This window comes from Aeromicrobium sp., assembly GCF_036676885.1.
Taxonomy (GTDB): Bacteria; Actinomycetota; Actinomycetes; order Propionibacteriales; family Nocardioidaceae; genus Aeromicrobium.
Map to the genome: position 1 here is coordinate 22,037 of NZ_JAKFCB010000010.1, position 23,915 is coordinate 45,951.

General features: G+C 67.9%; 19 protein-coding genes and 1 pseudogene. 6 read left to right on the plus strand and 14 right to left on the minus strand.

The genetic code is table 11. From position 1 onward, the window contains the following. Positions 1-15 precede the first annotated feature (15 nt). The 3 genes from cydD (at position 16) to V6M46_RS00555 (ending at position 3,733) form a co-directional block, all read left to right on the plus strand. Positions 16-1,611 carry a thiol reductant ABC exporter subunit CydD gene (gene cydD, locus V6M46_RS00545; protein ID WP_332661728.1) on the plus strand — a complete coding sequence of 532 codons (1,596 nt, stop codon included), beginning with the start codon at positions 16-18 and terminating at the stop codon, positions 1,609-1,611. After that, on the plus strand, positions 1,608-3,215 hold the full coding sequence (gene cydC, locus V6M46_RS00550) for a thiol reductant ABC exporter subunit CydC (RefSeq protein ID WP_332661729.1): 1,608 nt from the start codon (positions 1,608-1,610) through the stop codon (positions 3,213-3,215). The genes cydD and cydC overlap by 4 nt, the downstream gene beginning before the upstream one ends. Positions 3,216-3,307: 92 nt before the next feature. Then, entirely contained in the window at positions 3,308-3,733 is a 426-nt protein-coding gene (locus tag V6M46_RS00555) for a pyridoxamine 5'-phosphate oxidase family protein (RefSeq protein ID WP_332661730.1), read from the plus strand. A 13-nt stretch (positions 3,734-3,746) separates the two neighbouring features. On the opposite strand, the gene arcC is transcribed toward V6M46_RS00555, so the two are convergent. The 5 genes from arcC to V6M46_RS00580 form a co-directional block, all read right to left on the minus strand. Further along, positions 3,747-4,727 (minus strand): carbamate kinase, encoded by a 981-nt coding sequence (arcC, locus tag V6M46_RS00560; protein ID WP_332661731.1) that lies wholly within the window; start codon positions 4,725-4,727, stop codon positions 3,747-3,749. After that, positions 4,727-5,770 (minus strand): ornithine carbamoyltransferase, encoded by a 1,044-nt coding sequence (gene argF, locus V6M46_RS00565; protein ID WP_332661732.1) that lies wholly within the window; start codon positions 5,768-5,770, stop codon positions 4,727-4,729. The genes arcC and argF overlap by 1 nt, the downstream gene beginning before the upstream one ends. Further along, complete coding sequence (locus V6M46_RS00570; protein ID WP_332661733.1) at positions 5,767-6,993, minus strand: arginine deiminase; 1,227 nt, start codon at positions 6,991-6,993, stop codon at positions 5,767-5,769. The genes argF and V6M46_RS00570 overlap by 4 nt, the downstream gene beginning before the upstream one ends. A gap of 145 nt (positions 6,994-7,138) precedes the next feature. After that, positions 7,139-7,705, minus strand: coding sequence for a flavodoxin domain-containing protein (locus V6M46_RS00575; protein ID WP_332661734.1), 567 nt, complete (start codon positions 7,703-7,705; stop codon positions 7,139-7,141). A gap of 1 nt (position 7,706) precedes the next feature. Next, complete coding sequence (locus tag V6M46_RS00580) at positions 7,707-8,552, minus strand: universal stress protein (RefSeq protein ID WP_332661735.1); 846 nt, start codon at positions 8,550-8,552, stop codon at positions 7,707-7,709. Positions 8,553-8,763: 211 nt separating this feature from the next. On the opposite strand from V6M46_RS00580, the gene V6M46_RS00585 reads away from it, so the two are divergent. Further along, positions 8,764-10,443 (plus strand): GAF domain-containing sensor histidine kinase, encoded by a 1,680-nt coding sequence (locus V6M46_RS00585; RefSeq protein ID WP_332661736.1) that lies wholly within the window; start codon positions 8,764-8,766, stop codon positions 10,441-10,443. A 2-nt stretch (positions 10,444-10,445) separates the two neighbouring features. Here V6M46_RS00585 and V6M46_RS00590 read toward each other — a convergent pair whose 3' ends face one another. After that, complete coding sequence (locus V6M46_RS00590; RefSeq protein WP_332661737.1) at positions 10,446-11,087, minus strand: response regulator transcription factor; 642 nt, start codon at positions 11,085-11,087, stop codon at positions 10,446-10,448. A 265-nt stretch (positions 11,088-11,352) separates the two neighbouring features. Between V6M46_RS00590 and V6M46_RS00595 the strand changes: the two genes are divergently transcribed. After that, a complete protein-coding gene (locus V6M46_RS00595; RefSeq protein WP_332661738.1) occupies positions 11,353-11,835 on the plus strand; it encodes a universal stress protein in 483 nt (160 codons plus the stop codon). A gap of 5 nt (positions 11,836-11,840) precedes the next feature. Here V6M46_RS00595 and narI read toward each other — a convergent pair whose 3' ends face one another. Genes narI through V6M46_RS00620 form a run of 5 tightly spaced genes read right to left on the minus strand, consistent with a single transcriptional unit; the run spans position 11,841 to position 19,861 of the window. After that, positions 11,841-12,560: a respiratory nitrate reductase subunit gamma gene (gene narI / locus V6M46_RS00600; protein ID WP_332661739.1), complete on the minus strand. Its 720-nt coding sequence runs from the start codon at positions 12,558-12,560 to the stop codon at positions 11,841-11,843. Further along, the gene (gene narJ, locus V6M46_RS00605; protein WP_332661740.1) at positions 12,560-13,261 is read right to left on the minus strand and encodes a nitrate reductase molybdenum cofactor assembly chaperone; all 702 of its coding nucleotides are present in this window, start codon (positions 13,259-13,261) and stop codon (positions 12,560-12,562) included. The genes narI and narJ overlap by 1 nt, the downstream gene beginning before the upstream one ends. After that, on the minus strand, positions 13,258-14,934 hold the full coding sequence (gene narH, locus V6M46_RS00610) for a nitrate reductase subunit beta (RefSeq protein WP_332661741.1): 1,677 nt from the start codon (positions 14,932-14,934) through the stop codon (positions 13,258-13,260). Before narH ends, narJ begins: the two co-directional genes overlap by 4 nt. Next, positions 14,934-18,665, minus strand: a complete 3,732-nt coding sequence (locus V6M46_RS00615; protein ID WP_332661742.1) for a nitrate reductase subunit alpha — start codon at positions 18,663-18,665, stop codon at positions 14,934-14,936. Before V6M46_RS00615 ends, narH begins: the two co-directional genes overlap by 1 nt. Then, positions 18,662-19,861 (minus strand): MFS transporter, encoded by a 1,200-nt coding sequence (locus tag V6M46_RS00620; protein ID WP_332661743.1) that lies wholly within the window; start codon positions 19,859-19,861, stop codon positions 18,662-18,664. The genes V6M46_RS00615 and V6M46_RS00620 overlap by 4 nt, the downstream gene beginning before the upstream one ends. A 212-nt stretch (positions 19,862-20,073) precedes the next feature. Here V6M46_RS00620 and V6M46_RS00625 point away from each other — a divergent pair, with 212 nt between their 5' ends. Further along, positions 20,074-20,517: a pyridoxamine 5'-phosphate oxidase family protein gene (locus V6M46_RS00625; protein ID WP_332661744.1), complete on the plus strand. Its 444-nt coding sequence runs from the start codon at positions 20,074-20,076 to the stop codon at positions 20,515-20,517. 152 nt (positions 20,518-20,669) lie between these two features. Here the strand turns inward: V6M46_RS00625 and V6M46_RS00630 are convergent, their stop codons facing one another. The 3 genes and pseudogenes from V6M46_RS00630 to V6M46_RS00640 form a co-directional block, all read right to left on the minus strand. Further along, a complete protein-coding gene (locus V6M46_RS00630) occupies positions 20,670-21,965 on the minus strand; it encodes an acyltransferase family protein (RefSeq protein WP_332661745.1) in 1,296 nt (431 codons plus the stop codon). 9 nt (positions 21,966-21,974) lie between these two features. Next, positions 21,975-23,066, minus strand: a complete 1,092-nt coding sequence (locus V6M46_RS00635) for an acetate/propionate family kinase (protein WP_332661746.1) — start codon at positions 23,064-23,066, stop codon at positions 21,975-21,977. A gap of 2 nt (positions 23,067-23,068) precedes the next feature. Continuing rightward, positions 23,069-23,915: pseudogene (locus V6M46_RS00640) on the minus strand (phosphoketolase); the annotation flags it as partial.

Consider the following 23,915-nt stretch of genomic DNA (forward strand, 5'->3'; position numbering starts at 1 on the left):
CTCGATCCGCGCCTCGTGAGGCGCTCCCGAACCGTCAGGAGCTACCTCGCCCTGGGCGTGGTGCTCGGACTCCTCACGGCTCTTGTCGTCGTGACCCAGGCGTTCCTGATCGCGGACGCGGTGGCTCGGCTGTTCGACGGTCGCCCCGCCCTCGCCGCGGCGGTGGCGGTGGGGCTCTGCCTCGGTGCCAGGGCCGGACTCGAGTGGTGGCACTCGACCGTCTCAGCTCGTGCAGCGGTCACGCTCAAGTCCGAGCTTCGCAAGGAGGTGCTCGATGACCTCGTCGACCCGCGGCGACTCGGCCCCGTGCCGCGCAGCTCACGGATCATCACGCTGCTCGGCCCCGGCTTCGACGCCTTCGACGGGTATGTCGGACGATTCCTGCCGCAGACGATCCTCGCGTCGATCGTGCCGGGGATCGTCGTGCTCGCCGTGCTCGTGGTCGACCCGTTGTCGGCGCTCATCATCGGGCTCAGCCTGCCGCTGAGCATCGTCTTCATGGTGCTCGTCGGCCTGGTCACGCGCGACAAGCTCGACCGGCGTTGGTCCGCACTGCAACGTCTTGGCCAGCACTTCGCCAACGTCCTCGACGGCCTCGTCGTGCTCAAGGTGTTCGGCCGCGACCAGACAGCGGGCCTGCGCGCCGTCGGCGAACGTCATCGCAAGGAGACGATCCGTTCGCTGCGGGTCGTCTTCCTGTCCTCACTGGTCCTCGAGCTCGTCGCCACGCTCTCGGTCGCGCTCGTGGCCGTCAGCGTCGGGCTGCGGGTCGTGGACGACCGGATGTCCCTCCAGCACGCGTTGACCGTCCTGCTCCTGGCCCCGGAGGCCTATCTGCCGATCAGGCGGCTCGGCGCGATGTTCCACGACAGCACGGCCGGCGCGGAGGCGGTGTCCGAGGCGCTGGAGCTCCTCGATCACGACCGGCACACGGGGCATCTGCCGGCCCCCGGTCTTGATCGCGCTGACCTCACGTTCGAGCAGGTCACGGTCGAGTTCCCGGGCCGGTCACAACCTGCACTGCAGGTCGACGCCGAGACGATCCGGCCCGGCGAGTTCGTTGCCATCACCGGTGCCAGCGGCGCCGGCAAGTCGACCCTCCTCGACGTCCTGATGGCGTTCGTGCCTCCGACGGCGGGGCGCGTCACCGTGGGCGGCCTCGATCTCGCCGACATCGACCCCGAGCAGTGGCGCCACCTGATCGCGTGGGTGCCTCAGGTTCCCGGCATCGTCGACGGCACCGTGGAGGACAACGTGCGCATGGCCAACACCGCGGCAACCTCCGCAGAGGTGGTTCGCGCTCTGCGTGATGCCGGCGCCTCCGACCTGTCTCCGGGGCGCTGGATCAGCGAGTCCGCCCACACCATCTCCGCGGGCGAGCGGCGCCGCATCTCGATCGCCCGGGCCCTGCTTCGCGTACGCACGGCGGGCGCGAACCTCGTGCTGCTCGACGAGCCGACCGCCGGACTGGATGCCGCACGGGAGGGCACGGTGCTCAACAGCCTCCGCGCGCTCCCCGTCACGGTCGTGGTCGTCGCGCACCGGGCCGAGACGATCGCGGCAGCCGACCGGGCGATCCGCCTCGTGGCGCGGGAGCTGGTGCCGTCATGAACCGCCGCCTCCTCGCCGGCGTCGTCCTGGGCATCGCCGCCCAGCTGTCGTCGATCGGGCTGCTGCTGACCTCTGCGTGGCTCATCGTGCGCGCCGCCGAGCACCCCCCGGTGCTCTACCTGATGGTGGCCATCGTGGCCGTGCGGTTCTTCGGCGTGGGGCGAGCGGTGTTCCACTACGGCGAGAGATTGCTGACGCATGACGTCGCGCTGGCCGCGATGGTCGAGGAGCGGGTGCGGGCGTATCGGTTGCTCGACCGGATCGCGCCGCTCGGGTTCGAACGCCATCGGCGTGGTGACGTGATCAGCCGGATCGTCGGAGACGTCGAGTCCGCCCAGGACCGGCTCCTGCGACTCCGCCTCCCGTGGGTCCATGCCCTCGTCTCGTCGGCCGTCGTGATCACTCTCTTCAGCTTCATCCAGCCGGCGGCCGCCGTGGTCCTGGCGGCCCACGTGGTCGTGTGCGCCGGCTTCGCCCGGTTCGTCGTCGCCCGGCTGTTCCAGTCCGTGCGGTCACGAGGTTCGCTGCTTCGTGGGTCGATGTCCGCGGAGGCCTCGTCGCTCGTGCTGGCGTCCCGTGATCTCGTCGCTCATGGGACCGGGGCCGGCATGCGAGCGCGTACGACCGACAGTGTCGACGCCCTCGCAGTCGTCCAGCGCTCGGGCGCATGGGTCGCCGGCGCCGGCACGGCGTTCGTCCTCGCCGCGTCGGGAGTGACGATCGTCCTCCTCAGCACATTGGCGTCCGGGATGGCGCCGGTCCTGGTCGGTGTGGTCCTGCTGGCACCGATCGCGCTGATCGAGCCCTTGCAGTCGCTCGCCGAGGCCGAGCGTCTCCGGCCCGAGATCGTTGCCTCGCGTGACCGACTCGACGAGCTGGCGCGAACCGCTGCACCTGTCAACGAACCGGTCGGGGCCAGGCCGCTCCCGGCGTCGAGCGACCTGGTGGTGTCGGACCTGGTCGTGGGATGGGACCAGCCGGTCGCCTCGCCGGTGTCGTTCACGATCCAGCGCGGAGACATCGTCGGCGTCACGGGATGCAGCGGAGCGGGCAAGAGCACGCTCGCGATGACCCTGGTCAAGCTGATCGAGAGCCGCTCGGGCTCGATCACGCTCGGCGGTGTCGACTTTGCGGCTCTCCGCGGCTCAGACATCCGGACACGCATCGGCATGACGGGGCAGGACGACGTCGTGTTCGACACCACGATTCGCGAGAACCTCAGGATCGCCGACCGAGGCGCCTCCGACTCTGACATGTACGGGGCGCTGGGCCGCGCCGGCCTGGCCGAGTTCGTCATGGGCCTGCCACGAGGTCTGGACACGCCGGTGGGCGAGAACGGCGACGAGCTGAGCGGCGGAGAGCGCCAGCGTCTCGGCATTGCCCGGCTGCTTCTCGCGCATCACGAGCTCCTGGTGTTCGACGAGCCGACCGAGCACCTCGACCCCGCCACCGCGGCGGCCGTCATGCGGGACATCGTCGACCTGAGCCGCGACCATGGCGTGCTGGTCATCTCGCACTCCCCTGCCGCCCTGCGGATCTGCGACCAGGTCGTGCACCTGGCAGGCAATCTCGTCGAGCTGGAGCCCGACCATGCCGCCGCCTAGGTCACTCCTGCCCCTGGATTGCCGGACTACTGGAAGTATGGACCGCAGACAGCTCTTGGCACGTCGTGCACGACACGAGGATGGGAAGCCGCATGAACACACCGGACGACCGCAGACACGGATCCATCATCGAGCTGCCCGAGGCCGAGTGCCTCTCTCTGCTGGAGACGACGACGGTCGGTCGTATCGCCTTCGTCAACGACGAGGGCCAGCAGCTCGTCCCGGTCAACTTCGCGTTGCTTGACGGAGTGATCTACTTCAGGACCCTCCCGGACGGCTTCCTGTCCGGTCTCGCAAGGGGTCACGACGATGTCGCATTCGGCGTCGACCACTACGACGTGTTCCGAAACGGCTGGAACGTCACGGTGAGAGGAACTGCCCACGAGGTCGAGGACCGGGCGACCATCAACAAGGTGTTGTCCCACCACAAGCTCCAGCCCTGGGCGGGCGGGGTGCGCCCGATGGTCATCAGGATCAGCCCCACCTCGATCGCCGGTCGCCGGGTCTCCGGCGGATGACCGCCGAGCGCTCCTAGGCCGAGGCTGACGGGGCGACAGAGGTTCGCTCGTACTCGATTCCCGCAAGCGATCTGCTGACCCTGGTGCCGGCTCGTCCGGCGAGCATGTCGTCGATCTCCTGGAGGGACCCGATGATCGCGGTTCCAGGCGTCTCCCGCGCGAACTGAGCGGCGGCACGTACCTTCGGCCCCATCGATCCCGATGGAAACTGGTCGGGATCGAGCTCGTCCGGATGGGCGCGCAGGATCCGCCGCTCGTCCGCCCCGTGCCAGTCGACGAACACACCGTTGACGTCCGTCGCGATGATGAGCAGGTCGGCGCCGAGATCGCGGGCGAGGACCGCGCTCGCGAGATCCTTGTCGATCACCGCCTCGATCCCGACGAGGAGGTCACCCGTCGCCTCGGGACGGTCATCGGCGCTTCGAACCGTGGGAACGCCGCCACCACCGGCGCAGATGACGACGGCACCCTTCTCGAGCAGCCACTGGATCGGGCGTAGCTCGAGGATCTGCAGCGGCCGGGGCGAGGGCACGACGCGTCGCATCCACTCGCCGTCGCGCTTCATGGTCCAGCCGTGCTTCTCGGCGGCCGTGGCGGCATCAGCGTCGTCATAGCCCGGACCGACGAACTTCGTCGGGTCGGAGAAGGCCGGGTCTGACGCATCCACCTCCGTCCTGGTCACCAGGGTCGTCACGACTCGGTCGTTGCGGAGGCGATTGCCGAGCTCCTGCTCGATGAGATAGCCGATCATGCCCTCGGTCGATGCGCCGAGGACGTCGAACGGGTATTCGCTGATGTGGTCGTAGGCGGCCGCCTGAAGGGCCAGCAGGCCGATCTGCGGACCGTTGCCGTGCGACACGACGAGACCGTGCTGCGCGGCGATACGTGCGAGTGGCACACAGGCCTCCGCGATCGAAACGCGCTGGTTGTCGACCGTCATCTGCTGGTCTCGGCGCAGGATCGCGTTTCCGCCGAGCGCGACGACAACGCGCATCAGCTCTCCAACGTGGCGACCAGGATCGCCTTGATCGTGTGCAGGCGGTTCTCGGCCTGGTCGAAGACGATCGACTGCGGCGACTCGAACACGTCGTCCGTGACCTCGAGCGCCTCGCGGCCGGTCTGCGTGAAGATCTTGTGGCCGATCTCGGTGTGCCGGTCGTGGAACGCCGGCAGGCAGTGCATGAAGGCCGTGTCGGCCCGTCCGGTCAGCGCCATGAGCGACGCATTGACCTGGTAATCGTTGAGCAGCTCCAGGCGGCGGGCCCACACGGACTCGGGCTCGCCCATCGACACCCACACGTCGGTGTAGACGAAGTCCACGCCCTCGAGGCCACGGGCAGGGTCGCTGGTCTGGAGCAACGAGGCCCCGGTCGTGTCCGCGATCGCGGTCGCATCCGTCAGCACCTTCTCGGAGTTCCACAGGGTCTGCGGGCCCACCATGCGGACATCCATGCCCGACATCGCGCCCGCGACGAGAAGCGAGTTGCCCACGTTGTTGCGGGCATCCCCGACGTACGCGAACGAGATCTCGTTCGACGCCTTGCCGCTGTGCTCGAGCATCGTGAAGACGTCGCACAACGACTGGGTGGGGTGCCACGTGTCGCTGAGTCCGTTCCACACCGGAACTCCCGACGAGCGGGCGAGCTCCTCGATGTTGGCGTGGGCGAATCCGCGATACTCGATGCCGTCGAACATCCGGCCCAGGACCCGTCCGGTGTCCCTGACGGACTCCTTGTGGCCGAGCTGGGAGCCCGTCGGGTCGAGGTAGGTGACGTGGGCCCCTTGGTCATGTGCCGCGACCTCGAACGCACACCGAGTGCGGGTCGAGTTCTTGGCGAAGACCAACGCGATGTTGCGGCCGCGCAGCCGCTGGATCTCGCGGCGACGCCGCTTCTCGTCCTTGAGCTCCTCGGTCAGGCGCAGGAGCCCGGCCCACTGGTCGACGGTCAGGTCCTGCTCCTTCGTGATGCTCTTGCCGTTCAGGCCCAGGTTGGTCTTGGGAACGTCATGTCCGAGGTTGGGGTCCAGGAGCGTCATGACGACACCGCCTCTCGTGAGATGGGACAGGTCATGCATCGCGGCCCGCCGCGGCCGCGGCCGAGCTCGGAGCCGACGACGGGGATCACCTCGATGCCGTTGTCGGTCAGGTAGCGGTTCGTGAAGGTGTTGCGCTCGTAGCCCATGACGACCCCGGGCGCGACGGCGAGGAAGTTGTTGCCGTCGTCCCACTGCTCGCGGGCGGCCGCCATGCGGTTCGTGGGGACCTGGAGGACCCGCACCTTGTCGATGCCGAGCGCATGGCCGATCGCGGTGAAGAGCTCGGGGTTCTCCCGGACCTCGTAGTGGCCGACCCGGCCGACTGGCGTCAGCGTGAACGACCGAAGCTCCTGCGGGAGGTACGGGTAGACGCAGAACGCATCGCGATCGACCATGGTCATGGCGGTGTCGAGGTGCATGAAGGCGCGCTGCTTGGGGATCTCGACGACGATGACCCGATCGGCCGTGCCGGTCTCGAAGAGCCGCCTGGAGAGCACCTCGACACCCTGGGGCGTGGTGCGCTCCCCCATGCCGATCATCACGGTCTTGTTGCCGATGACCGCGATGTCGCCGCCTTCGATCGTCGCCGGGCGGTGGGGAGTCGAGTCGTTCCCGTACAGCATCGTCATACCGGCGTCGCGGAAGCGCGGGTGGAAGTTGTAGACCACCCGGGAGTTGATGGTCTCCCGTTCACGAGCCGGCTTGGCCATGGGGTTGATCGACAGGCCACCGTAGATCCAGGCCGAGTTGTCACGCTGGAACAGGTGATTGGGCAGGGGCCGCAGGACGAAGTCCTCATCGTCGAGGTACTCCATCAGCAGGCTCGATGCGTGCAGCAGCGGCGCGATCTCGCGCTTGAGCAACCCGCCGATGAGCATGTCGGCCAGCTCCACCGCAGGGGTCCCGGCGACGAGGGTGTCGAGCGGAGCGTCCAGCGCCGGCCCGAACTGTGTCGCGGTGGTCAGCCGGTCCTGGAGGAACTCGCGTGCTCCCGGCTGGTCGAGTGCCTCGGCAAGCAGGGTCGCAAAGTGATGCACCACGATCCCGCGGTTCGTCATCTGGGCCACGAAGGCGTCGTGCTCCTCCCTCGCCCGCTCGGCCCACATGACGTCGTCGAAGAGCAGCTCGTCCACGTTGTCGGGGGTCAGCCTCGACAGCTCGCTCCCGGGGCGGTGCACGATCACCTCGTGCAGCTCACCGACCTCTGAATCGACGTGGAGCATGTCAGGCCACCTTCTCGTCGTACGCCGGGACGTCGGCGGTCTGGGTCATGTGCTTGCGCTGCGCCTGGTGGATCAAGGTGACCATGATGCTTGTTCTCCTGTGCCTGAAGTGGGGCTCACGGTTCTCACCGTCGAGCCGTCGATGTCAGCGGACTGCGTCCTGGCCCGAGATGTCGGTGGTTCCGTCCGTGCCAGGCACGACGGACAGCTTCTGGGCGATGTGGTGGGCCCACTCGTCGACCTCGTCCCAGTCGCGGTGGTCTCCGGGGATGGCGTGGACCGCCTTGACGACGGTCCGTTCCACCCAGCTCAGCCGGGAGGTGTCGAGGCGACCGCCGAACACCTTGTGCTCGATGGCCTGCCCGGCCTCGACCATCGAGTCGGCCGAGATGATCTGCGCGTTCTCACTCTCCACGTCAGACACCGGGCCGGTGCTGAACAGCCACAGGTCGAACAGCGGCGCGTCCTTGAGATAGGCCAGAGCACGGGCCGCGGCCCGCATCCAGCGGCCGTAGTAGATCGCGCTCCCGAGGACGACGGCGTCTGCGTCGTCGAGCACCTGCAGATCGGTCAGATCTGGCCGGATGACCCGCCACCCGAGCGGCAGGTCGTTCTCCAGGGTCCACGCGAGCCGGTCGGCGATCTCGCAGGTGCCGCCGTGCCTGCTGGCCGCGGCGACCACGAGGGTCCGACTCGGAGCGAGCGCGGTCATGTCAGGCTCCTCGGTAGTCCGAGGGAACGACCGCCACGGGGCAGTGGGCGTGCTTCAGGACCTCGGCAGCGAGCGGCCTCGCCAGTGCGAACGGCAGGGCGTGACGGTGCGGACGCCCGATGACGACCAGTTCGGACTGCCCGGTTGCCCGGATGCAGGCTTCCTCGGGGTCGTCGACCGAGTAGGTCACATAGACGTGCACGTCGGGGTAGGTGTCCGCCCATCCGGCGAGGATCTCCCCCACGTTGGCGCGCATGCCTTCCGCGTCCTCCGTCGTCGTCGCCGGTGGAATCGCGTGCAACACATGGAGCACGTTGTCCCGTTCACTCGCCGCCTCGAAGGCGAACTGGATCGGTCCTCGCGCCGAGGTGTCGCCGTCCAAGGCGATGAGCACCCCACCCGCGAGCGGTGTCGGATAGGTGCGCTCGGGGACCACGATGACTGGACAGGGTGCGTGCAGGGCGATGTGCGAAGCGATCGCGCCTCCGAGCAGTCGGTCGGGCCAGGAGATGTCGTCGGCACCGATGATGAGCGGGTTCGCCTCATGTGCCGCAGCCTCGAGCGCCTCGATCGGCGCCGCCGGGGTGAGCACGTACGTGACGTGGACGGACGAACCCTCGCCCTCGACGAAGTGCTGAGCGTCGTCCAGAACCTTCTGGCCGCCCTCGAGCAGGCCTTCGAGCATCTCGGCGCCGACGTAGAACGCGGCGGCCTGGGCCGGAACGCCCGCAGAGTGGACGACCCGCAGCTCGGCACCCCTACGCTGCGCCTCCTGAAGCGCAAAACGAAGGGCCGTCGGCTGCTTGTCCCCGATGCCGACGACGACGGGCCTGTTGGTCGTGTTCATAGTTCCTCCTGGGCTGTTCTGTCCTCCCACAATCGGTCAGCCGGTTCGGTGGGAGTACGGGCCCGCGTCCTCTCCTCGGGGGACCAAGGTCCCCGCGTCGACAGGCCGAAAGGGGTGGGAGAACGGCGTCGGGAGCGATCTCGGCCCCCCTGGGGCCTCGTGCGGCGTAATCTGACGTCATCGGACCATCACTTGAGGGAGGGCCACGACCATGGATCAACGTGATTCCGCTGGGCCGAAGCTCGAGTTCGAGTCCGCCCTGACCCATTTCGTCGAGCGGGCCGAGGAGATGGTGAACTCGCAGGCCCGCATGCGGGACCTCATCCGCATCAACAACGAGCTCACCAGCAACCTGGACCTGACCAACGTCCTGCGACGGATCGTGGAGATCGGGAAGGAGCTGCTCAACGCCCGCTACGCGGCCATGGGTGTCATCGGCGACGAGCGCCGCCTCGAGCAGTTCATCCACGTGGGCATGGAGCCCGAGGTCTACGAGCAGATCGACCACCTGCCGGAGGGCAAGGGACTGCTGGGTGCGCTGATCGACGATCCCCAGCCGGTCCGTCTCGAGACCATTGCGTCGGACGCACGTTCGAGTGGGTTTCCGGCTTTCCACCCGCCCATGGAGAGCTTCCTCGGAGTTCCGATCCGGGTCCGGGAGGAGGTCTACGGGAACCTCTATCTGACCGACAGCCTCAACGGTGCCTTCTCCTCGGACGATGAGGAGCTGGCCGAGGCGTTGGCCGCGACTGCGGGAATCGCGATCGAGAATGCCCGTCTCTTCGACGACTCGTCGTATCGCGCGCGTTGGTCCTCCGCGCTGGCCCAGATCACCAGCCGGCTCCTGACGGACGACGAGGGCGACCACCTGCAGGTCATCGTCGACGAGGTCCGGGGGCTCGCAGATGCCGACCTCGTCAGCGTTGCACTCGTCTCGGAGGGTGGTGGCGAGATCGTGGTGGACCACGCGTCAGGTGTCGGGGCGGAGGAGCTGGTCGGCCGGAGCTTCTCGTTGGCCGACTCGTTCGCCGGAGACGCACTCTCCGACGGTGAGCCGCGTCTGGTCGATGAGCAGAAGCGGTTCGAGTCACACGGGTTCACCGACGAGGCCCTGCTCGGCAACTCGATGGTGATCCCCTTCGGCCCCTCGGACAACCGGGTGGGGATTCTCGCCGTCACCCGTACGAGTGGGCGCCTGCCCTTCAGTGGGCGTGATCTCGACCTGGGGGTGTCGTTCGCCAGCCACATCCGCCTCGCCCTGGACCGGGCGGAGTCACAGCGAGCGCGGCGACGGGTCGCACTGCTCGAGGATCGTGGCCGTATCGCTCGAGATCTTCACGACCATGTGATCCAGCGACTGTTCGCCACGGGACTGAGCATGCAGGGCACGGCGGCCATCGTGAGTGACGAGGCAGCTGGACAGATCGCCGCCCAGATCGATGAGCTGGACGCCGCCATCGCCCAGATCAGGCAGAGCATCTTCGCGATGCGGCGTGATCCCGAGTCCACCAGTGTGAGCCTGCGGGCCCGCATCCTGGAGATCGTCGATCGGGTCAGCGGCCAGATGGCGAACAAGCCCCGGGTCACGTTCTCGGGGCCGGTTGACCTGATGGCATCCGGAACCCTGACGGACGACATCGCGGCCGTCGTGACCGAGGCACTCGCGAACGTGGTGCGCCACGCCCACGCCACGAAGGCTGAGATCGCGGTGATCGCAGCTTCGGGCCAGGTCAGCATCGAGGTGACGGACAACGGGGTCGGTCCGGGCGACTCCCCCAGGCTCAGTGGTCTCGACAACCTCCGAGCGCGCGCCGAGAACCAAGGTGGCACGTTCGCGATTCACCAGGCGTCCGGAGGTGGCACCCGGCTCGCCTGGTCGGTCCCGACCTGAGCTCAGTGGTCGTCGAGCAGTCGCGTCGCGAAGACCGCCGCCTGCGTCCGGCTGTCGAGGCCCAGCTTGGCCAGGATGTTGGACATGTAGTTCTTGACCGTCTTCTCGGCGAGGTACAGGCGGTCCCCGATCTGCCGGTTGGTGAGTCCCTCGGCGACCAGCTCGAGGATCCTGCGCTCCTGCGGCGTCAGGCTCTGGAGCTCCTCGGGCTCACCGGGGGCGCCCTCGCGCAGGCGTTCCATGACCTTGGCCATCAGGCTCGGGTCGATCAGCGACCCGCCGGCAGCAACGTGCCGCACCGCATTGACCAGATCGTGACCCTTGATCAGCTTGAGGACGTAGCCGGCGGCCCCGGCCATGATCGCGGCGAACAGCGCCTCATCATCGTCGTAGGACGTCAGGATGATCGCCTTGGTCTCCGGTCGGCTCGAGCGGATCTCACGGCACACGTCGATACCGCTGCCATCTGGCAGGCGCCCGTCGAGGACCGCGACATCCGGCTTCAGGGCCGGGATCCGGGCGAGCGCCGCTGCGGCAGTCCCGGCTTCACCCACCACCTCGATGTCGCCGCCGCTCTCGAGCATGTGCTTGAGACCTGTGCGTACGACTTCATGGTCGTCGAGCAGGAAGACGCGGATCGTCATGAGGCTCCTTCTGAGGGGTTGGGTTCCAGTATCGAGGGCGTACGAAAGGCTGTCGAGGACCGTGGCGCCCTGCGCGGTCAGGATCGCACCAGCTTGTCAATGCCGTGCCCATTCGAGGGCACGAGAAGCCTGCTGTCGAGCGTCATCGGTGCGGACGATCGGCCGTAGGGCCCAACGTCCCTTCAGCCAGGGAAGCTCGACCCTCGATCGGCACAGGCCCTGAGGTGACGCTGGAAGGCAGAGACGTACCTCATCAGGAGAGATCATGCTTGCACTGCCGATCGTTGTTGGGATCGATGGCGGACCTGCGTCCATCGCTGCGCTTCGCGTCGCCATGAGAGAGGCCGAGCTGCGTGAGACCGAGGTCCTCGCGATCATCTGTTGGCCGGCGGACGGCCGTCACGATGACTCCAGTCCGCTCCGCTGCGACAGCCACGAGCGGGCAACCGAGATCATCGAGCACGTCGTTGCCGAGGCCACTCATCACGACGCGCACCATGTGCCGATCGTTCGTGAGGTGAGCCAGAGCTTCGCCGGGCCGACGCTTGTCGCGGCCGCCCGGAGCGCCGAGCTTCTCGTCGTCGGGTCAACCGAACGCGGTCCGGGCACGCGTCACAGCACCCGTCACACCGTCGAGCACTGCCTGCGGTATTCCCCAGCGCCTGTGGTCGTCGTGCCGTGGACGCTGGCGACGCTTGACGAACGTGACATCGAGCTCGACCTGAATCAGGCATCAACCGCCCGATGACCGTCTCAGCGGCCTGAGCGCTCCCACCCGCGCCGCGGAGTGTGCGATCCGAGCTCTCGGTCGTCCCTGCTGCGATAGACGATGTACGGCCTCGTGAGGTAGCCGAGCGGGGCGCTGAACACGTGCACCAGGCGGGTGAACGGCCACAACCCGAACAGCGCCATCGCGACCAGGCCGTGCAGCTGGAAGCCCAGCGGCGCCTCGCTCATCAGGTCGGGGTGGAGCTGGAACCTGAAGATGCCGCGGAACCAGACCGAGACTCCCTCGCGGTAGTTGTAGTCGCCGGCGACGTTCATGACGGTGTTGAGCAGGCCCAGCACGATGACGCTCGCCAGGAAGACGTACATCACCTTGTCCATGCGCGTGGTGGCCGAGAACACCGGTCCGGTCGTGCGGCGGCGATAGATCAGGATCGCCATGCCGACGACCGTCGCGGCGCCCGCGAGCGCGCCGATCGACAGCGCCAGGAAGTGGTACATGCCCTCGGAGATCCCGATGGCGTGCGTCCAGCTCTCCGGGATACCCAGGCCGATCACGTGCCCGAAGAAGACCCCGATGATGCCGAAGTGGAACAGCGGGCTGCCCAGCCGCAGCAACCGGTTCTCGTAGAGCTGGGACGAGCGGGTCGTCCAGCCGAACTTGTCGTAGCGGTAGCGCCAGGCGTGGCCGACCACGAAGATCGTCAGGCAGATGTAGGGAAAGACGACCCACAGGAACTCGTCCATCAGCGTGCTCCCGGGAATGTCGGTATGGGCAACAGGGTGCGGTCGGGCTCTCGCGCGGCGCCGGGGCTGAACTCCGGTGTCGCGAACGGCGCGAGGCCGACCTCCTCTTCGGGCGGCCCCTCGGCGGCGAGCCGCCGGACGGCATCTCGCTCCTCGCCGCGGAGCGGCGGAAGGGTCGCGCACACCGCGTCGACGACCGCGAACCACGGCGATTCCATGTCGCGGAGCGACAGTCGCAGCAGCTCGAGCCCGGCGCGGTGGTCGAGCATGAGCCCACGGCCCAGGAGTTGGTCGATCGTGGCGGCATACTCCAGGACGACGCACAGGTGATCGGGGAGCTCGGAGTCGTCGAGGATGAACCCCGACCGCAGGTAGGTCTGCTTGAACCGCAGCAGTGCCATGCCGCGCTTGCGGGTGTCACCGTGTGCGAAGTACGTCAGGAACAGGTTGCAGCGGCGCCGGGTGTCGAAGGTCTCGACGTAGTCCTGCTGCAGCTGCGTCAACGGAGTCCGTTCGAGGTCGGCGATCATCTGGTCCAGTGAGGCGGCGATGGCGGCCGGCAGCTCGCCGGTTGCCTCACGCAGCAGCGGGATCCTGGCGATCAGCGCCTCGTCGGGATAGTCCAGCAGCAGGGCTGCCGACTGCCAGGTGAGCATGAGCTCTCGCGACGACATTGTCGGCGCTGGATACTTGCGACTCATGTCTTCTCCTCCCCGTCTTCTCCGTCGCTGCGCGGCGGGAACAGCCCTCCGGGGTCGCCACGACCGTCCCAGTTGAGCAGGTTGACCCGGGACGACTTGGCCGTGGGCGAGGCGACGCTGTCGGTCGTCTGGCGGCTCTGGAGCATCTGGAAGTTCTCGACGGCGATCGGCGTCGGTGCGCCCGAGCCCTCACCGAAGGGGCCCGAACCGCCCATGCCCGGACCGCCTTCGTAGTCCAACGAGCACTCGGTCGCGAGCTCCTCCAACGAGTGCGCCTGCTCGGCGTGCGCAGCCGGTATGACGTAGCGCTCGTCGTACTTGGCGATGGCCAGCAGGCGGTACATGTCGTAGATCTCCTCCTCCGTCATGCCGACGGCAGCCGGAATGGACGGGTCGGGCTCGCGGCCCATGTTGATGTCCCGCATGTACGACCGCATCGCCGCGAGCTTCTTGAGCACCCCGTCGACGGGGACCGGGTCGCCGGCGGTGAACATCTCCGCGAGGTATTCCACCGGGATGCGCAACGCATCGATCGCGGCGAACAGGTTGCCCTGGTCCTCGGCGTCCTCTCCCGTCTCCTTGACGACGTCGATGACCGGCGACAGTGGCGGGATGTACCAGACCATCGGCATCGTCCGGTACTCCGGATGCAGCGGCAACGCGACCTTGAACCTGCTGATCAGGGCCCAGATGGGTGACCGCTGCGCCGCGTCGACCCAGTCCTGCGGAATGCCCGCCTTCTCCGCCTCGCGGATCACCTCGGGGTCGAACGGGTCGAGGAAGACCGAGCGCTGGGACTCATACAGGTCGGCGTCGTCCTCCACGGACGCGGCCTCGAGGACCTTGTCGGCGTCGTACAGCACCAGCCCGATGTAGCGCAGCCGGCCGACGCACGTCTCCGAGCACACCGTCGGCAGGCCGACCTCGATGCGTGGGAAGCAGAAGGTGCACTTCTCGGCCTTGCCGGTCTTGTGGTTGAAGTAGATCTTCTTGTAGGGGCAGCCGGACACGCACATCCGCCAACCGCGGCACTTGTCCTGGTCGACCAGGACGATCCCGTCCTCCTCGCGCTTGTAGATCGCCCCGCTGGGGCAGGACGCGGCGCACGAGGGGTTGAGGCAGTGCTCGCAGATGCGCGGCAGGTAGAACATGAAGGTCTGCTCGAACTCGAACTTGACCTTGTCGCCGACCTTCTTGAGGATCGGGTCCTCATGGGCGGTCGCGGTCGACCCGCCGAGATCGTCGTCCCAGTTGGCCGACCACTCGATCTTCATGTTCTTGCCCGAGATCAGCGACTTGGGCCGGGCGACGGGGGTGTGCTCCTGCGCCGGAGCATCCGTGAGCGTCGCGTAGTCGTACGTCCACGGCTCGTAGTACTCGTTGATCGAGGGCAGCTTGGGGTTGGAGAAGATGGTGAGCAGCCGCTTGAACCGGCTGCCACCCTTGAGGGTCAGCCGGCCGCGCTTGTTGAGCTCCCAACCGCCCTTCCACTTCTCCTGGTCCTCGTACGTCCGGGGGTAGCCGAGTCCGGGCTTGGTCTCGACGTTGTTGAACCAGATGTACTCGGTGCCCGAACGGTTGGTCCACGCCTGCTTGCAGGTGACCGAGCAGGTGTGGCAGCCGATGCACTTGTCGAGGTTCATGACCATCGACATCTGCGCCATGATCTTCATCAGTACGTCACGTCCTGGCTTCGTTTGCGGATCACGGTGACCTCGTCGCGTTGGTTGCCCGTCGGGCCGAGGTAGTTGAAGGCGAAGGCGAGCTGCGCGTAGCCGCCGATGAGGTGGCTCGGCTTGACCAGGATGCGGGTCAGCGAGTTGTGGATGCCGCCGCGCTTGCCGGACGTCTCGGCGATCGGCACGTCGATCAGCCGGTCCTGTGCGTGGTACATGTACACCGTGCCCTCGGGCATGCGGTGGGTGACGATCGCCCGCGCCACCACGACACCGTTGCGGTTGACGGCCTCGATCCAGTCGTTGTCCTTGATCCCGACCTTGTCGGCGTCGAGGTTGCTCATCCAGATCGTCTGGCCACCACGCGACAGCGAGAGCATGAACAGGTTGTCCTGGTACTCCGAGTGGATCGACCACTTGTTGTGGGGCGTGAGGTAGCGGACCGTGAGCCCCGCGACCGCACCGGACGATCCGTCCGAGACGTCGCCGAGGTCGGGCTCGGCGAACAGCGCGGCCATGTTGAGCGGCGGCCGATAGACCGGCAACCCCTCACCCAGCTCGGTGATCCAGTCGTGGTCGAGGTAGAAGTGCATCCGGCCGGTCAGGGTGTGCCACGGCTTGAGCCGTTCGACGTTGATCGTGAACGGCGAGTAGCGGCGGCCTCCGGTCTCGGAGCCGGACCACTCCGGTGAGGTGATGACCGGAACCGGCGGCCCCTGGGTGTCGGCGAACGTGATCTGCTTGCCCTCGTGCTCCTCGGCGAGGTCGGCCATGCGCGTCCCGGTGCGTTTCTCGAGCGTCTTGAACCCCTGCACGGCCAGATGCCCGTTGGTGGTCCCGGACATCGCCAGGATCGCCTCGCACATGTCGATGTCGCGCTTCAGGGACGGCCGGCCGTCGGCGGGTCCCCCACGCACCGCCCCGTTCTTGCGACGCAGGTAGTCGACCTGGGCGCCGAGCTCGAACGTCACGCCCTTGGTCGTGGCGCCGAGCGTGTCGACCAGCGGGCCCAGGGCATTCATCCGCGCCGCCACCGCGCCGTAGTCACGCTCGACCTCGACCAGCTTGGGCATCGTGACGCCCGGAACAGGCTCGCACTCCCCTGCCTTCCAGTCGCGGACGATCCCGTGCGGATTCGCCATCGCGTCCGGCGTGTCGTGCGTCAGCGGGACAGCCACGACGTCCTTGCGGACGCCGAGGTGCTGCGCGGCCAGCTCGCTGAACTTCTCGGCGATCGTCTGCCACGCCACCCAGTCCGTGCGTGTCTGCCAGGGCGGCGCGATCGCCGGGTTGAACGAGTGCACGAACGGATGCATGTCCGTGGTGTTGAGATCGTGCTTCTCGTACCAGGTCGCGGCCGGCAGCACGACGTCCGAGAACAAAGTCGTGCTGGTCTGGCGGAAGTCCAGGGTCAGCAACAGGTCGAGCTTGCCCTCTGGCGCCTCGTCATGCCATGTCACGTCCTTAGGACGGCTGCCCTCGGGCGCCTCGGTCGCCCGCAGCGACGAGTCCGCGCCGAGCAGGTGCTTGAGGAAGTACTCGTTGCCCTTGCCGGAGGAGCCCAGCAGGTTGGCCCGCCAGATCGACAGGATGCGCGGGAAGTTCTCCGGCGCGTCGGGATCGGCGCCCGCAAAGTCGAGCTCACCGCTCTTGAGCTGCTCGACGATGTGCTCGGCCACCGGCTTGCCCTCTGCTGCGGCCTCGTCGCTGAGGTCCAAGGGGTTGCGGTTGAACGTCGGGTAGGACGGCATCCAGCCCATCCGTGCGCTCTGCGCGATGACGTCCGCTGTCGACTTGCCGGCCAGCTGGCCCTTGCCGGTCTTGGCCGCGAGCGTGTCGGCGCCGAAGTGGTCGTAACGGAACTGGTCGGTGTGGAGATACCAGTACGCGGTCTGGATCATGTTGCGCGGCGGGCGCACCCAGTCCAGCGCGTTCGCCACCTGCGTGTAGCCGGTGATCGGGCGGACCTTCTCCTGCCCCACGTAGTGCGCCCAGCCGCCGCCGTTGACACCCTGGCAACCCGTCAGGTTGGTGAGGGTCAGGAAGGCCCGGTAGATCGTGTCGGAGTGGAACCAGTGATTGGTGCCCGCACCCATCACGATCATCGAGCGGCCCTTGGAGTCCTCGGCGTTCTGGGCGAACTCGCGGCCGACGCGGGCCGCGGCCGACGCCGGGACTCCGGTGATCTTCTCCTGCCACGCCGGCGTGTAGGGCGATGCCTCGTCGTCGTACGAGCTCGGCCACTCCCCCGGCAGGCCGTCGCGCCCGACGCCGTACTGCGCCAGCAGGAGGTCGAACACCGTGGTGACCAGTCGTTCGCCGATGCGTCGCACGGGGACGCCCCGCGGCAACGAGTCGGCAGCCCCGTCGGGAGTGTCGAAGCGTGGCAGCTCGACGAGCACGGTCTCGGCGCCGGATTCGAGCAGCGACAGCCGGGGGTCGACGTCGTGCAGGTCGAGGTTCCAGTGACCCAGTCCGGCCTCGCCGTAGCGGTGACCGAGCGTTCCGTCGGGGATCACCAGCTCATCGGTCGCGCTGTCGACCAGCACGGTCTTGAACTCGGCGTTCTCCTCGTCGGCGTGCTCGGCAAGGTCGGCGGCGGTCAGGAACTTGCCCGGCCGCAGCGCGCCACCGTCGCCGGGATCGTCGAGGGTCACCAGGTGCGGGAGGTCGGTGTACTTCTTGACGTACTCGGTGAAGTAGGGCGTCTGCTTGTCGACGAAGAACTCCTTGAGCACGACGTGCCCCATCGACATCGCCAGCGCGCCGTCGGTGCCGGGCCGGGCCGCGAGCCACTCGTCGGCGAACTTGACGTTGTCGGCGTAGTCCGGGGCGACGGCTATGACCTTCTGCCCGCGATAGCGCGCCTCGGTCATCCAGTGCGCGTCGGGCGTACGGGTCACCGGGAGGTTGGAGCCCCACATGATGAGGTAGCCGGCATTCCACCAGTCACCCGACTCGGGCACGTCGGTCTGGTCGCCGAACACCTGCGGTGACGCCACCGGCAGGTCGGCGTACCAGTCGTAGAAGCTCAACATCGAGCCGCCGATCAGGTTGACGAACCGCGCCCCCGAGGCGTGCGACACCATCGACATCGCCGGGATCGGCGAGAAGCCGGCAACCCGGTCGGGTCCCCACTTCTTGATCGTGTGGACGTGAGCCGCGGCCACCATCTCGGTGGCCTCCTCCCACGTCGCCCGCACGAGTCCGCCCTTGCCACGGGCCGACTTGTAGGCCTTGGCGCGTTGCGGGTTGTCGACGATGTGCGCCCACGCCCGTACGGGATCGCCGTCGTGCTGCTTCTTGGCCTCGCGGTACATCTGCAGCAGGACGCCACGGACGTACGGGTAGCGGATGCGGGTCGGCGAGTACGTGTACCAGGAGAATGCCGCGCCGCGGGGGCAGCCGCGGGGCTCGTACTCCGGGCTGTCCGGGCCGACCGACGGGTAGTCGGTCTGCTGGGTCTCCCAGGTGATGATGCCGTCCTTGACGTACACCTTCCACGAGCACGATCCCGTGCAGTTGACGCCGTGCGTCGAACGTACGACCTTGTCGTGGCTCCAGCGGTCGCGGTAGAAGTCGTCCGACTCGCGGCCGCCGGTGGCGTGCAGGCTGCGCAGGTCGTCCGAGACCGCGGCACGGGTGAAGAACTTGCGGGTGCCGACGAGTGCGTCGCTCAGCGCTCCGTCCAGCCCGGGTTGCTGTGACTTGTCCGGCTTCGTGCTCACGCGGTCTCCCTCAGGTGTGGCGGATGCGACGATCGTGACTGGCGTGCCGTCGACCTGACGATCGTCAGGGTCAGCACCAACGCGCACGCGGCGGTGATCGACAGCAGGACCAGACCGATGGCGTACGAGTCGGTGCGGCCGTAGACGTAGCCCATGATCAGCGGCGGCACGAACCCACCCAGGCCACCCGCGGCGCCGACCAGGCCGGTGACCCCGCCGACCCGCGACGGGTCCGTGACGCTTGCGACCAGCGCGAACGTCGCGCCGCTTCCTGCGCCGAGAGCCGCAGCCATGGCCAGGAAGGCGACCGTGCCGACGTGCTCCAGGAGCGGTGTTCCGGCCGCGACTGCGGCCCCGACGACCACGACCGCGTAGCCGGTGGCCAGGACCGGGACGGATCCGAAGCGGTCGGACAGCCAACCGCCCACCGGACGCATGATGACCGCGACCACCACGAAGCCCGCCATCCGGTTGGCGGCGTCGCCGGCCTCGAGGTCGTACGCGGTCTTGAGGTACGACGGCAGGTAGACCGAGAACGCGACGTAACCGCCGAACGCCACGGCGTACAGCACGCAGGCCTGCCAGCTGATGGGCAGCCTGGCATTGGCCACGAGGCGGCCCACGAACGATCCGCCGGCCTTCTGCCGGCCCGGCGCGTCACGCAGCAGCACCCATGCCACGACGGCGTAGACCGCCAGGGCGATGGCCGTGATGGCGAAGGGAGCGCGGTTGCCGACGTTGTCGTAGAGCTTGACCGTGGTGAGTGCGCTGATCGCGGTGCCGCCCATGCCGGCACCGAAGATCCCGACGGCCAGTCCCCGGCGCTCCGGCGGGAACCAGGCGTTCACGAACGGGACACCCACCGCGAAGGTCGTGCCGCCCAGGCCGAGGAAGAACCCGCCCATGAGCAGCGCTGCGTAGGAGTCCAACGCGAAGAAGCCGATGAAGAGCACCGGCACGATCGTCGCTGCGGAGACGAGCGGGAACATGACCCGGCCACCGAATCGATCCGTCAACGCGCCGACCGGGATACGGCCGAGGGAGCCGACGATGACCGGCACCGCCACCAGGAGCGCGACATCGGACTCGGAGATCGTGCCCAGGCTGCCGTTCGTCCGGAACAGCGGCCCCAGCGGGCTGAGCAGTGCCCAGGCCCAGAAGTTGACCGCAAACCCCGCAGTCGCGAGGGCCAGCATGACGAGCGGGGACCGCGAGGGCCCGACAGGAGCCGGCGTTGTCCCTCGTCGATCCGTCACGTCACCGCCGTCCCTCCGTGCGCGGATCCTGCTTCGACTCGATGTTGTGGGCATTCGTGTTCACCTTTGCATGATTGTGTGACCTGGGCCACACTCTGGTGGCATCGCCATGGAGGTCATCGGGGCGCAGGGTGGGACGAGGAGGCGAGAACATGAGTGACGCGCGACGACACGACATCGACGAACCGAGCGGAACGATCAGTGCGATCCCGCCTGATGTCTGCATGACGCTGCTGATGGGTGGCGTCGTCGGCCGGGTCGCCTTCATCGACGCCGACGGACGCCAAGAGCTGATGCCGGTCAACTTCACCGTGATGGATGACTCGATCTACTTCCGGACCAGCCGCTACGGCCCGCTGTCGGTCCTGGCCGACGGACTGGGCAACATCGCCTTCGGGGTCGACGGCGTCGACGGCTCGTCGGGCCGAGGATGGAACGTCACGGCGCGAGGCGAGTCGATGCGCGTGACCGACGCGGAGGAGCTTCGAGCCATCGACGCCACGGGGCTGCGCCAGCCATGGGCCGGCGGAGACCGGCCCGAGGTCGTGAAGATCGCCATCCACGAGATCGACGGTCGACGGGTCAAGCGCGTCTAGCCGGCGCGGACCTGGCGCCACCGCCGCCCATCGTGTTGACATGGCTCAACCCTCACCCGCGAGGGTGAAGTCGGGCGAGAGCCATCGTCCCGTCGTCCATGGGCCTTTGGTCCATGTCGCAATCGCTCGTCCAGAGGATCGCCGAAGATCGATCAGAGCCAGCGGCGCGTGCTCGTGCGTGCGACTCCGATGAGCAGCAGCGCGGCGGCGAGGGGGACGTACCAGAGCACATGTCCCCCCGGGAGGACCAGGCCGTAGCGCGCCAGCGCCGCGATCGCCGTGCTGATCAGCAGCACCTCCGTCAGCGAGACCACGGCTGGGACGGTCGGTTGGGATGCCGGCAGCAGCTCATAGCGGCCCATCAGCCAGGTGATGAGGCCTGTCGCGGCGACCAGGACGAGAAGCCACCACGGCAGCGCCAACCACCAGTCGGCGGTATCGGGAACGGCGTGCAGACCGATACCGGTCCACATCGACAGGCCCAGCAGGATTCCCAGCGCCGTGAGGTGCCACAGGTAGACCGTCATCAACCGCGACTCGACCAGCACCGTGATCGACCAGATGCGTCGTCGAGCCGTCAGGGCACGCAGCCGGCGCTCGAGGAGCAGGGCGATCCCGGCCTGCCAGAGTCCCAGGAGCAGGAGCGTGACCTTGGGCGGGTTCGTGTTGTCGACCCCGAAGCCGTCGACGCCCACCATGGAGACCCCGTACGGCCCGAGCCACACCAGAGCGACCAGGACCGTGAAGCTGCCGAGGACCAGCCACCAGCGGCGGTTTCCTCGGTGCAGCGCTCCGTCGAGCCAGGCGTACCCGACCTGGTGCATCGTCGCCCAGACGATGACCACGTTGACCACGCCGACGAGCCGGTGGTCAGCACCCAGGCTCACGACGTCGACCACCCCGGCCATCATGAGCCCGGCAACGATCGACGCGAGCCCGAAGCGGTCCCAGAACCACACCGTGAACGGCACCAGCGCCACGACGAGCAGGTAGACGGCCAGGAACCAGGTCGGCACCAGAGAGGCCTTGCCCGCGATACGCAGCCAGTCGCGATCGAGCCCGATCGGGCCGGCCACCGACGCGACGACCGACCAGAACACCAGCAACGGCAGCAACGGGCTCGTCAACCGCCGCGTACGCCGATACAGCCAGGTGCCGTAGGTCGTCCCGTCGCTCGCGGCCCGGCGCCAGGACAGCGCATTGGAGAACCCGCCGACCAGGAAGAAGATCGGCATGACCTGCAGGAGCCAGGTCAAGGGATGTGTCCACGGCGCAAGGCCGAGCAACCCCTGCCGATGCGGTCCGTCGTCGTCGATGTAGACGCCCTGCATGAGCCAATGACCGACGACCACGCACAGGATCGCGCCGACACGCATCAGGTCGATGACCCGGTCGCGGCCCGCCGGGGTGTCCTGCAGGACGTCGCCGGCGATCTGGTGCCTGGACATGACAGCCACTCACGTCATCGCGCAGCGTGCGCCGGCGGCGATCTCGAGGTCCTCGCGGGCCGCGACAACAACGGTTCGCACAGCCGCAGCAGGCTTGGAGATGTCGCTGTCGGTGACGCCGTCCTCGTTGAGCCCGGGGTCGACGGCCACGCCGAGATGCGCGAGGCGGTCAGCCGTACGCTGACGGACCGGCACGGAGTTTTCGCCGACCCCTCCGGTGAACACCAGCACGTCGAGTCCGCCGGTGGCCGCCGTCATGGCGGCGATGCCGGCGGTCAGGCGGTGCACGTACACGTCGAGCGCCAGCATCGCGCGCTCGTCGCCGCGGGCCACCGCTCTCTCGACGGCTCGCATGTCGCCCGTGCCCGCCAGCCCCAGGAGTCCCGACCGATGCTCGAGCGCATCGGCGATCTCGTTCGGGGTGAGCTTCTCGTGGTCCTCGAGCCACAGGACGAGGCCCGGATCGATGTTGCCGGACCGGGTGGCCATGACCAGCCCCTCGAGCGGCGTGAAGCCCATCGTGGTGTCGACGCTCCGGCCGTCCCGCACCGCGCACAACGACGCGCCGGCGCCGAGGTGGCAGGTCACGATCCTGAGCTGCTCAACGGGTTCAGCCACCAGCTGGGCTGCCCGCCGAGCGGCGTACGCGTGCGACAGTCCGTGGAAGCCGTAGCGGCGGATCGCATAGCGATCACGCCATGCCAGCGGCACGGCATACGTTGCCGCCGCCGGCGGGATCGTGGTGTGGAAGGCGGTGTCGAAGCACGCCACCGCCGGGACGTCCGGGAGCGCACTCGTGACGGCATCGAGCGCAGCCAGTGACTTGGGCTGGTGCAACGGCGCCAGTGAGGTCAGCTCGTCGAGCGCGGTGCGCACCTGAGCGTCGACGCGTACGGAAGTGGTGAAGCGGGTACCGCCGTGGACGATGCGGTGGCCCACCACATCGGCCGGCGGCCAGTCGGAGATCACGCCGAGCAGCTCGTCGGCGTCGATGCCGTGAGAGGCGACAGCGAGCTCCTCCGCACACTCGACCTCGTCGGCATCGCCCAGCAACCTGAGCTTCAGGCTTGACGACCCGGCGTTGACCACGAGCACGCGCATGCTCAGTCCCCCGTCGGCCAGGTCCAACCGGAGATGGCCGGATCGTCCTCACCGTGCTCGCGGGTGTAGGCCCGCGCCGCGAGCCTGGCATCCGACATCTCCTGCCTCAGCACGGCGGCGCGCGAGCCCAAGGACGGCACCCGGTCGACGACGTCCATGACGAGGTGGAACCGGTCGAGGTCGTTCAGCATGACCATGTCGAACGGCGTCGTGGTGGTGCCTTCCTCCTTGTAGCCGCGCACGTGGATGTTGCGGTGATTGGTGCGCCGGTACGTCAGCCGGTGGATCAGCCATGGGTAGCCGTGGAAGGCGAAGATGACCGGCTTGTCGACCGTGAAGAGCGAGTCGAAGTCACGATCGGACAGACCGTGGGGATGCTCGGTGTCGGGTTCGAGACGCATGAGGTCGACGACATTGATGACCCGCACCCTGAGGTCCGGCACGTGCTGCCTCAGCAGGTCCACGGCCGCGAGCGTCTCGAGGGTCGGGATGTCGCCGCAGCACGCGAGCACGACGTCGGGCTCGCCATCGTCACTGCTGGCCCAGGGCCAGATGCCGATGCCGCGCGTGCAGTGCGCGACCGCTTCGTCGATCGTCAGGTACGTGAGCGCCGGCTGCTTCCCCGCGACGATGACATTGACGTAGTCGCGGCTGCGCAGGCAGTGATCGGCGACCGACAGCAGGGTGTTGGTGTCGGGTGGCAGGTAGACGCGGACAATCTCGGACTTCTTGTTGACGACATGGTCGAGGAATCCGGGGTCCTGGTGGGAGAATCCGTTGTTGTCCTGGCGCCAGACGTGGGACGTCAGCAGGTAGTTGAGCGAGGCGATCTCCGCCCGCCACGGGATG

Excerpts from the sequence above, each read along its gene's own strand:
- V6M46_RS00590 (WP_332661737.1), bottom strand. The coding sequence starts at position 11,087 with ATGACGATCCGCGTCTTCCTGCTCGACGACCATGAAGTCGTACGCACA.
- V6M46_RS00620 (WP_332661743.1), bottom strand. The coding sequence starts at position 19,861 with ATGCTGGCCCTCGCGACTGCGGGGTTTGCGGTCAACTTCTGGGCCTGG.
- V6M46_RS00580 (WP_332661735.1), bottom strand. The coding sequence starts at position 8,552 with ATGAACACGACCAACAGGCCCGTCGTCGTCGGCATCGGGGACAAGCAG.
- V6M46_RS00630 (WP_332661745.1), bottom strand. The coding sequence starts at position 21,965 with ATGTCCAGGCACCAGATCGCCGGCGACGTCCTGCAGGACACCCCGGCG.
- V6M46_RS00585 (WP_332661736.1), top strand. The coding sequence starts at position 8,764 with ATGGATCAACGTGATTCCGCTGGGCCGAAGCTCGAGTTCGAGTCCGCC.
- V6M46_RS00555 (WP_332661730.1), top strand. The coding sequence starts at position 3,308 with ATGAACACACCGGACGACCGCAGACACGGATCCATCATCGAGCTGCCC.
- narI (WP_332661739.1), bottom strand. The coding sequence starts at position 12,560 with ATGGACGAGTTCCTGTGGGTCGTCTTTCCCTACATCTGCCTGACGATC.
- V6M46_RS00635 (WP_332661746.1), bottom strand. The coding sequence starts at position 23,066 with ATGCGCGTGCTCGTGGTCAACGCCGGGTCGTCAAGCCTGAAGCTCAGG.
- argF (WP_332661732.1), bottom strand. The coding sequence starts at position 5,770 with ATGACGCTCCTGGACCCCAACCTCGGACATGACGTTCCCAAGACCAAC.
- V6M46_RS00575 (WP_332661734.1), bottom strand. The coding sequence starts at position 7,705 with ATGACCGCGCTCGCTCCGAGTCGGACCCTCGTGGTCGCCGCGGCCAGC.
- V6M46_RS00625 (WP_332661744.1), top strand. The coding sequence starts at position 20,074 with ATGAGTGACGCGCGACGACACGACATCGACGAACCGAGCGGAACGATC.
- V6M46_RS00595 (WP_332661738.1), top strand. The coding sequence starts at position 11,353 with ATGCTTGCACTGCCGATCGTTGTTGGGATCGATGGCGGACCTGCGTCC.
- narH (WP_332661741.1), bottom strand. The coding sequence starts at position 14,934 with ATGAAGATCATGGCGCAGATGTCGATGGTCATGAACCTCGACAAGTGC.
- cydC (WP_332661729.1), top strand. The coding sequence starts at position 1,608 with ATGAACCGCCGCCTCCTCGCCGGCGTCGTCCTGGGCATCGCCGCCCAG.
- arcC (WP_332661731.1), bottom strand. The coding sequence starts at position 4,727 with ATGCGCGTTGTCGTCGCGCTCGGCGGAAACGCGATCCTGCGCCGAGAC.
- narJ (WP_332661740.1), bottom strand. The coding sequence starts at position 13,261 with ATGAGTCGCAAGTATCCAGCGCCGACAATGTCGTCGCGAGAGCTCATG.
- V6M46_RS00570 (WP_332661733.1), bottom strand. The coding sequence starts at position 6,993 with ATGCTCCACGTCGATTCAGAGGTCGGTGAGCTGCACGAGGTGATCGTG.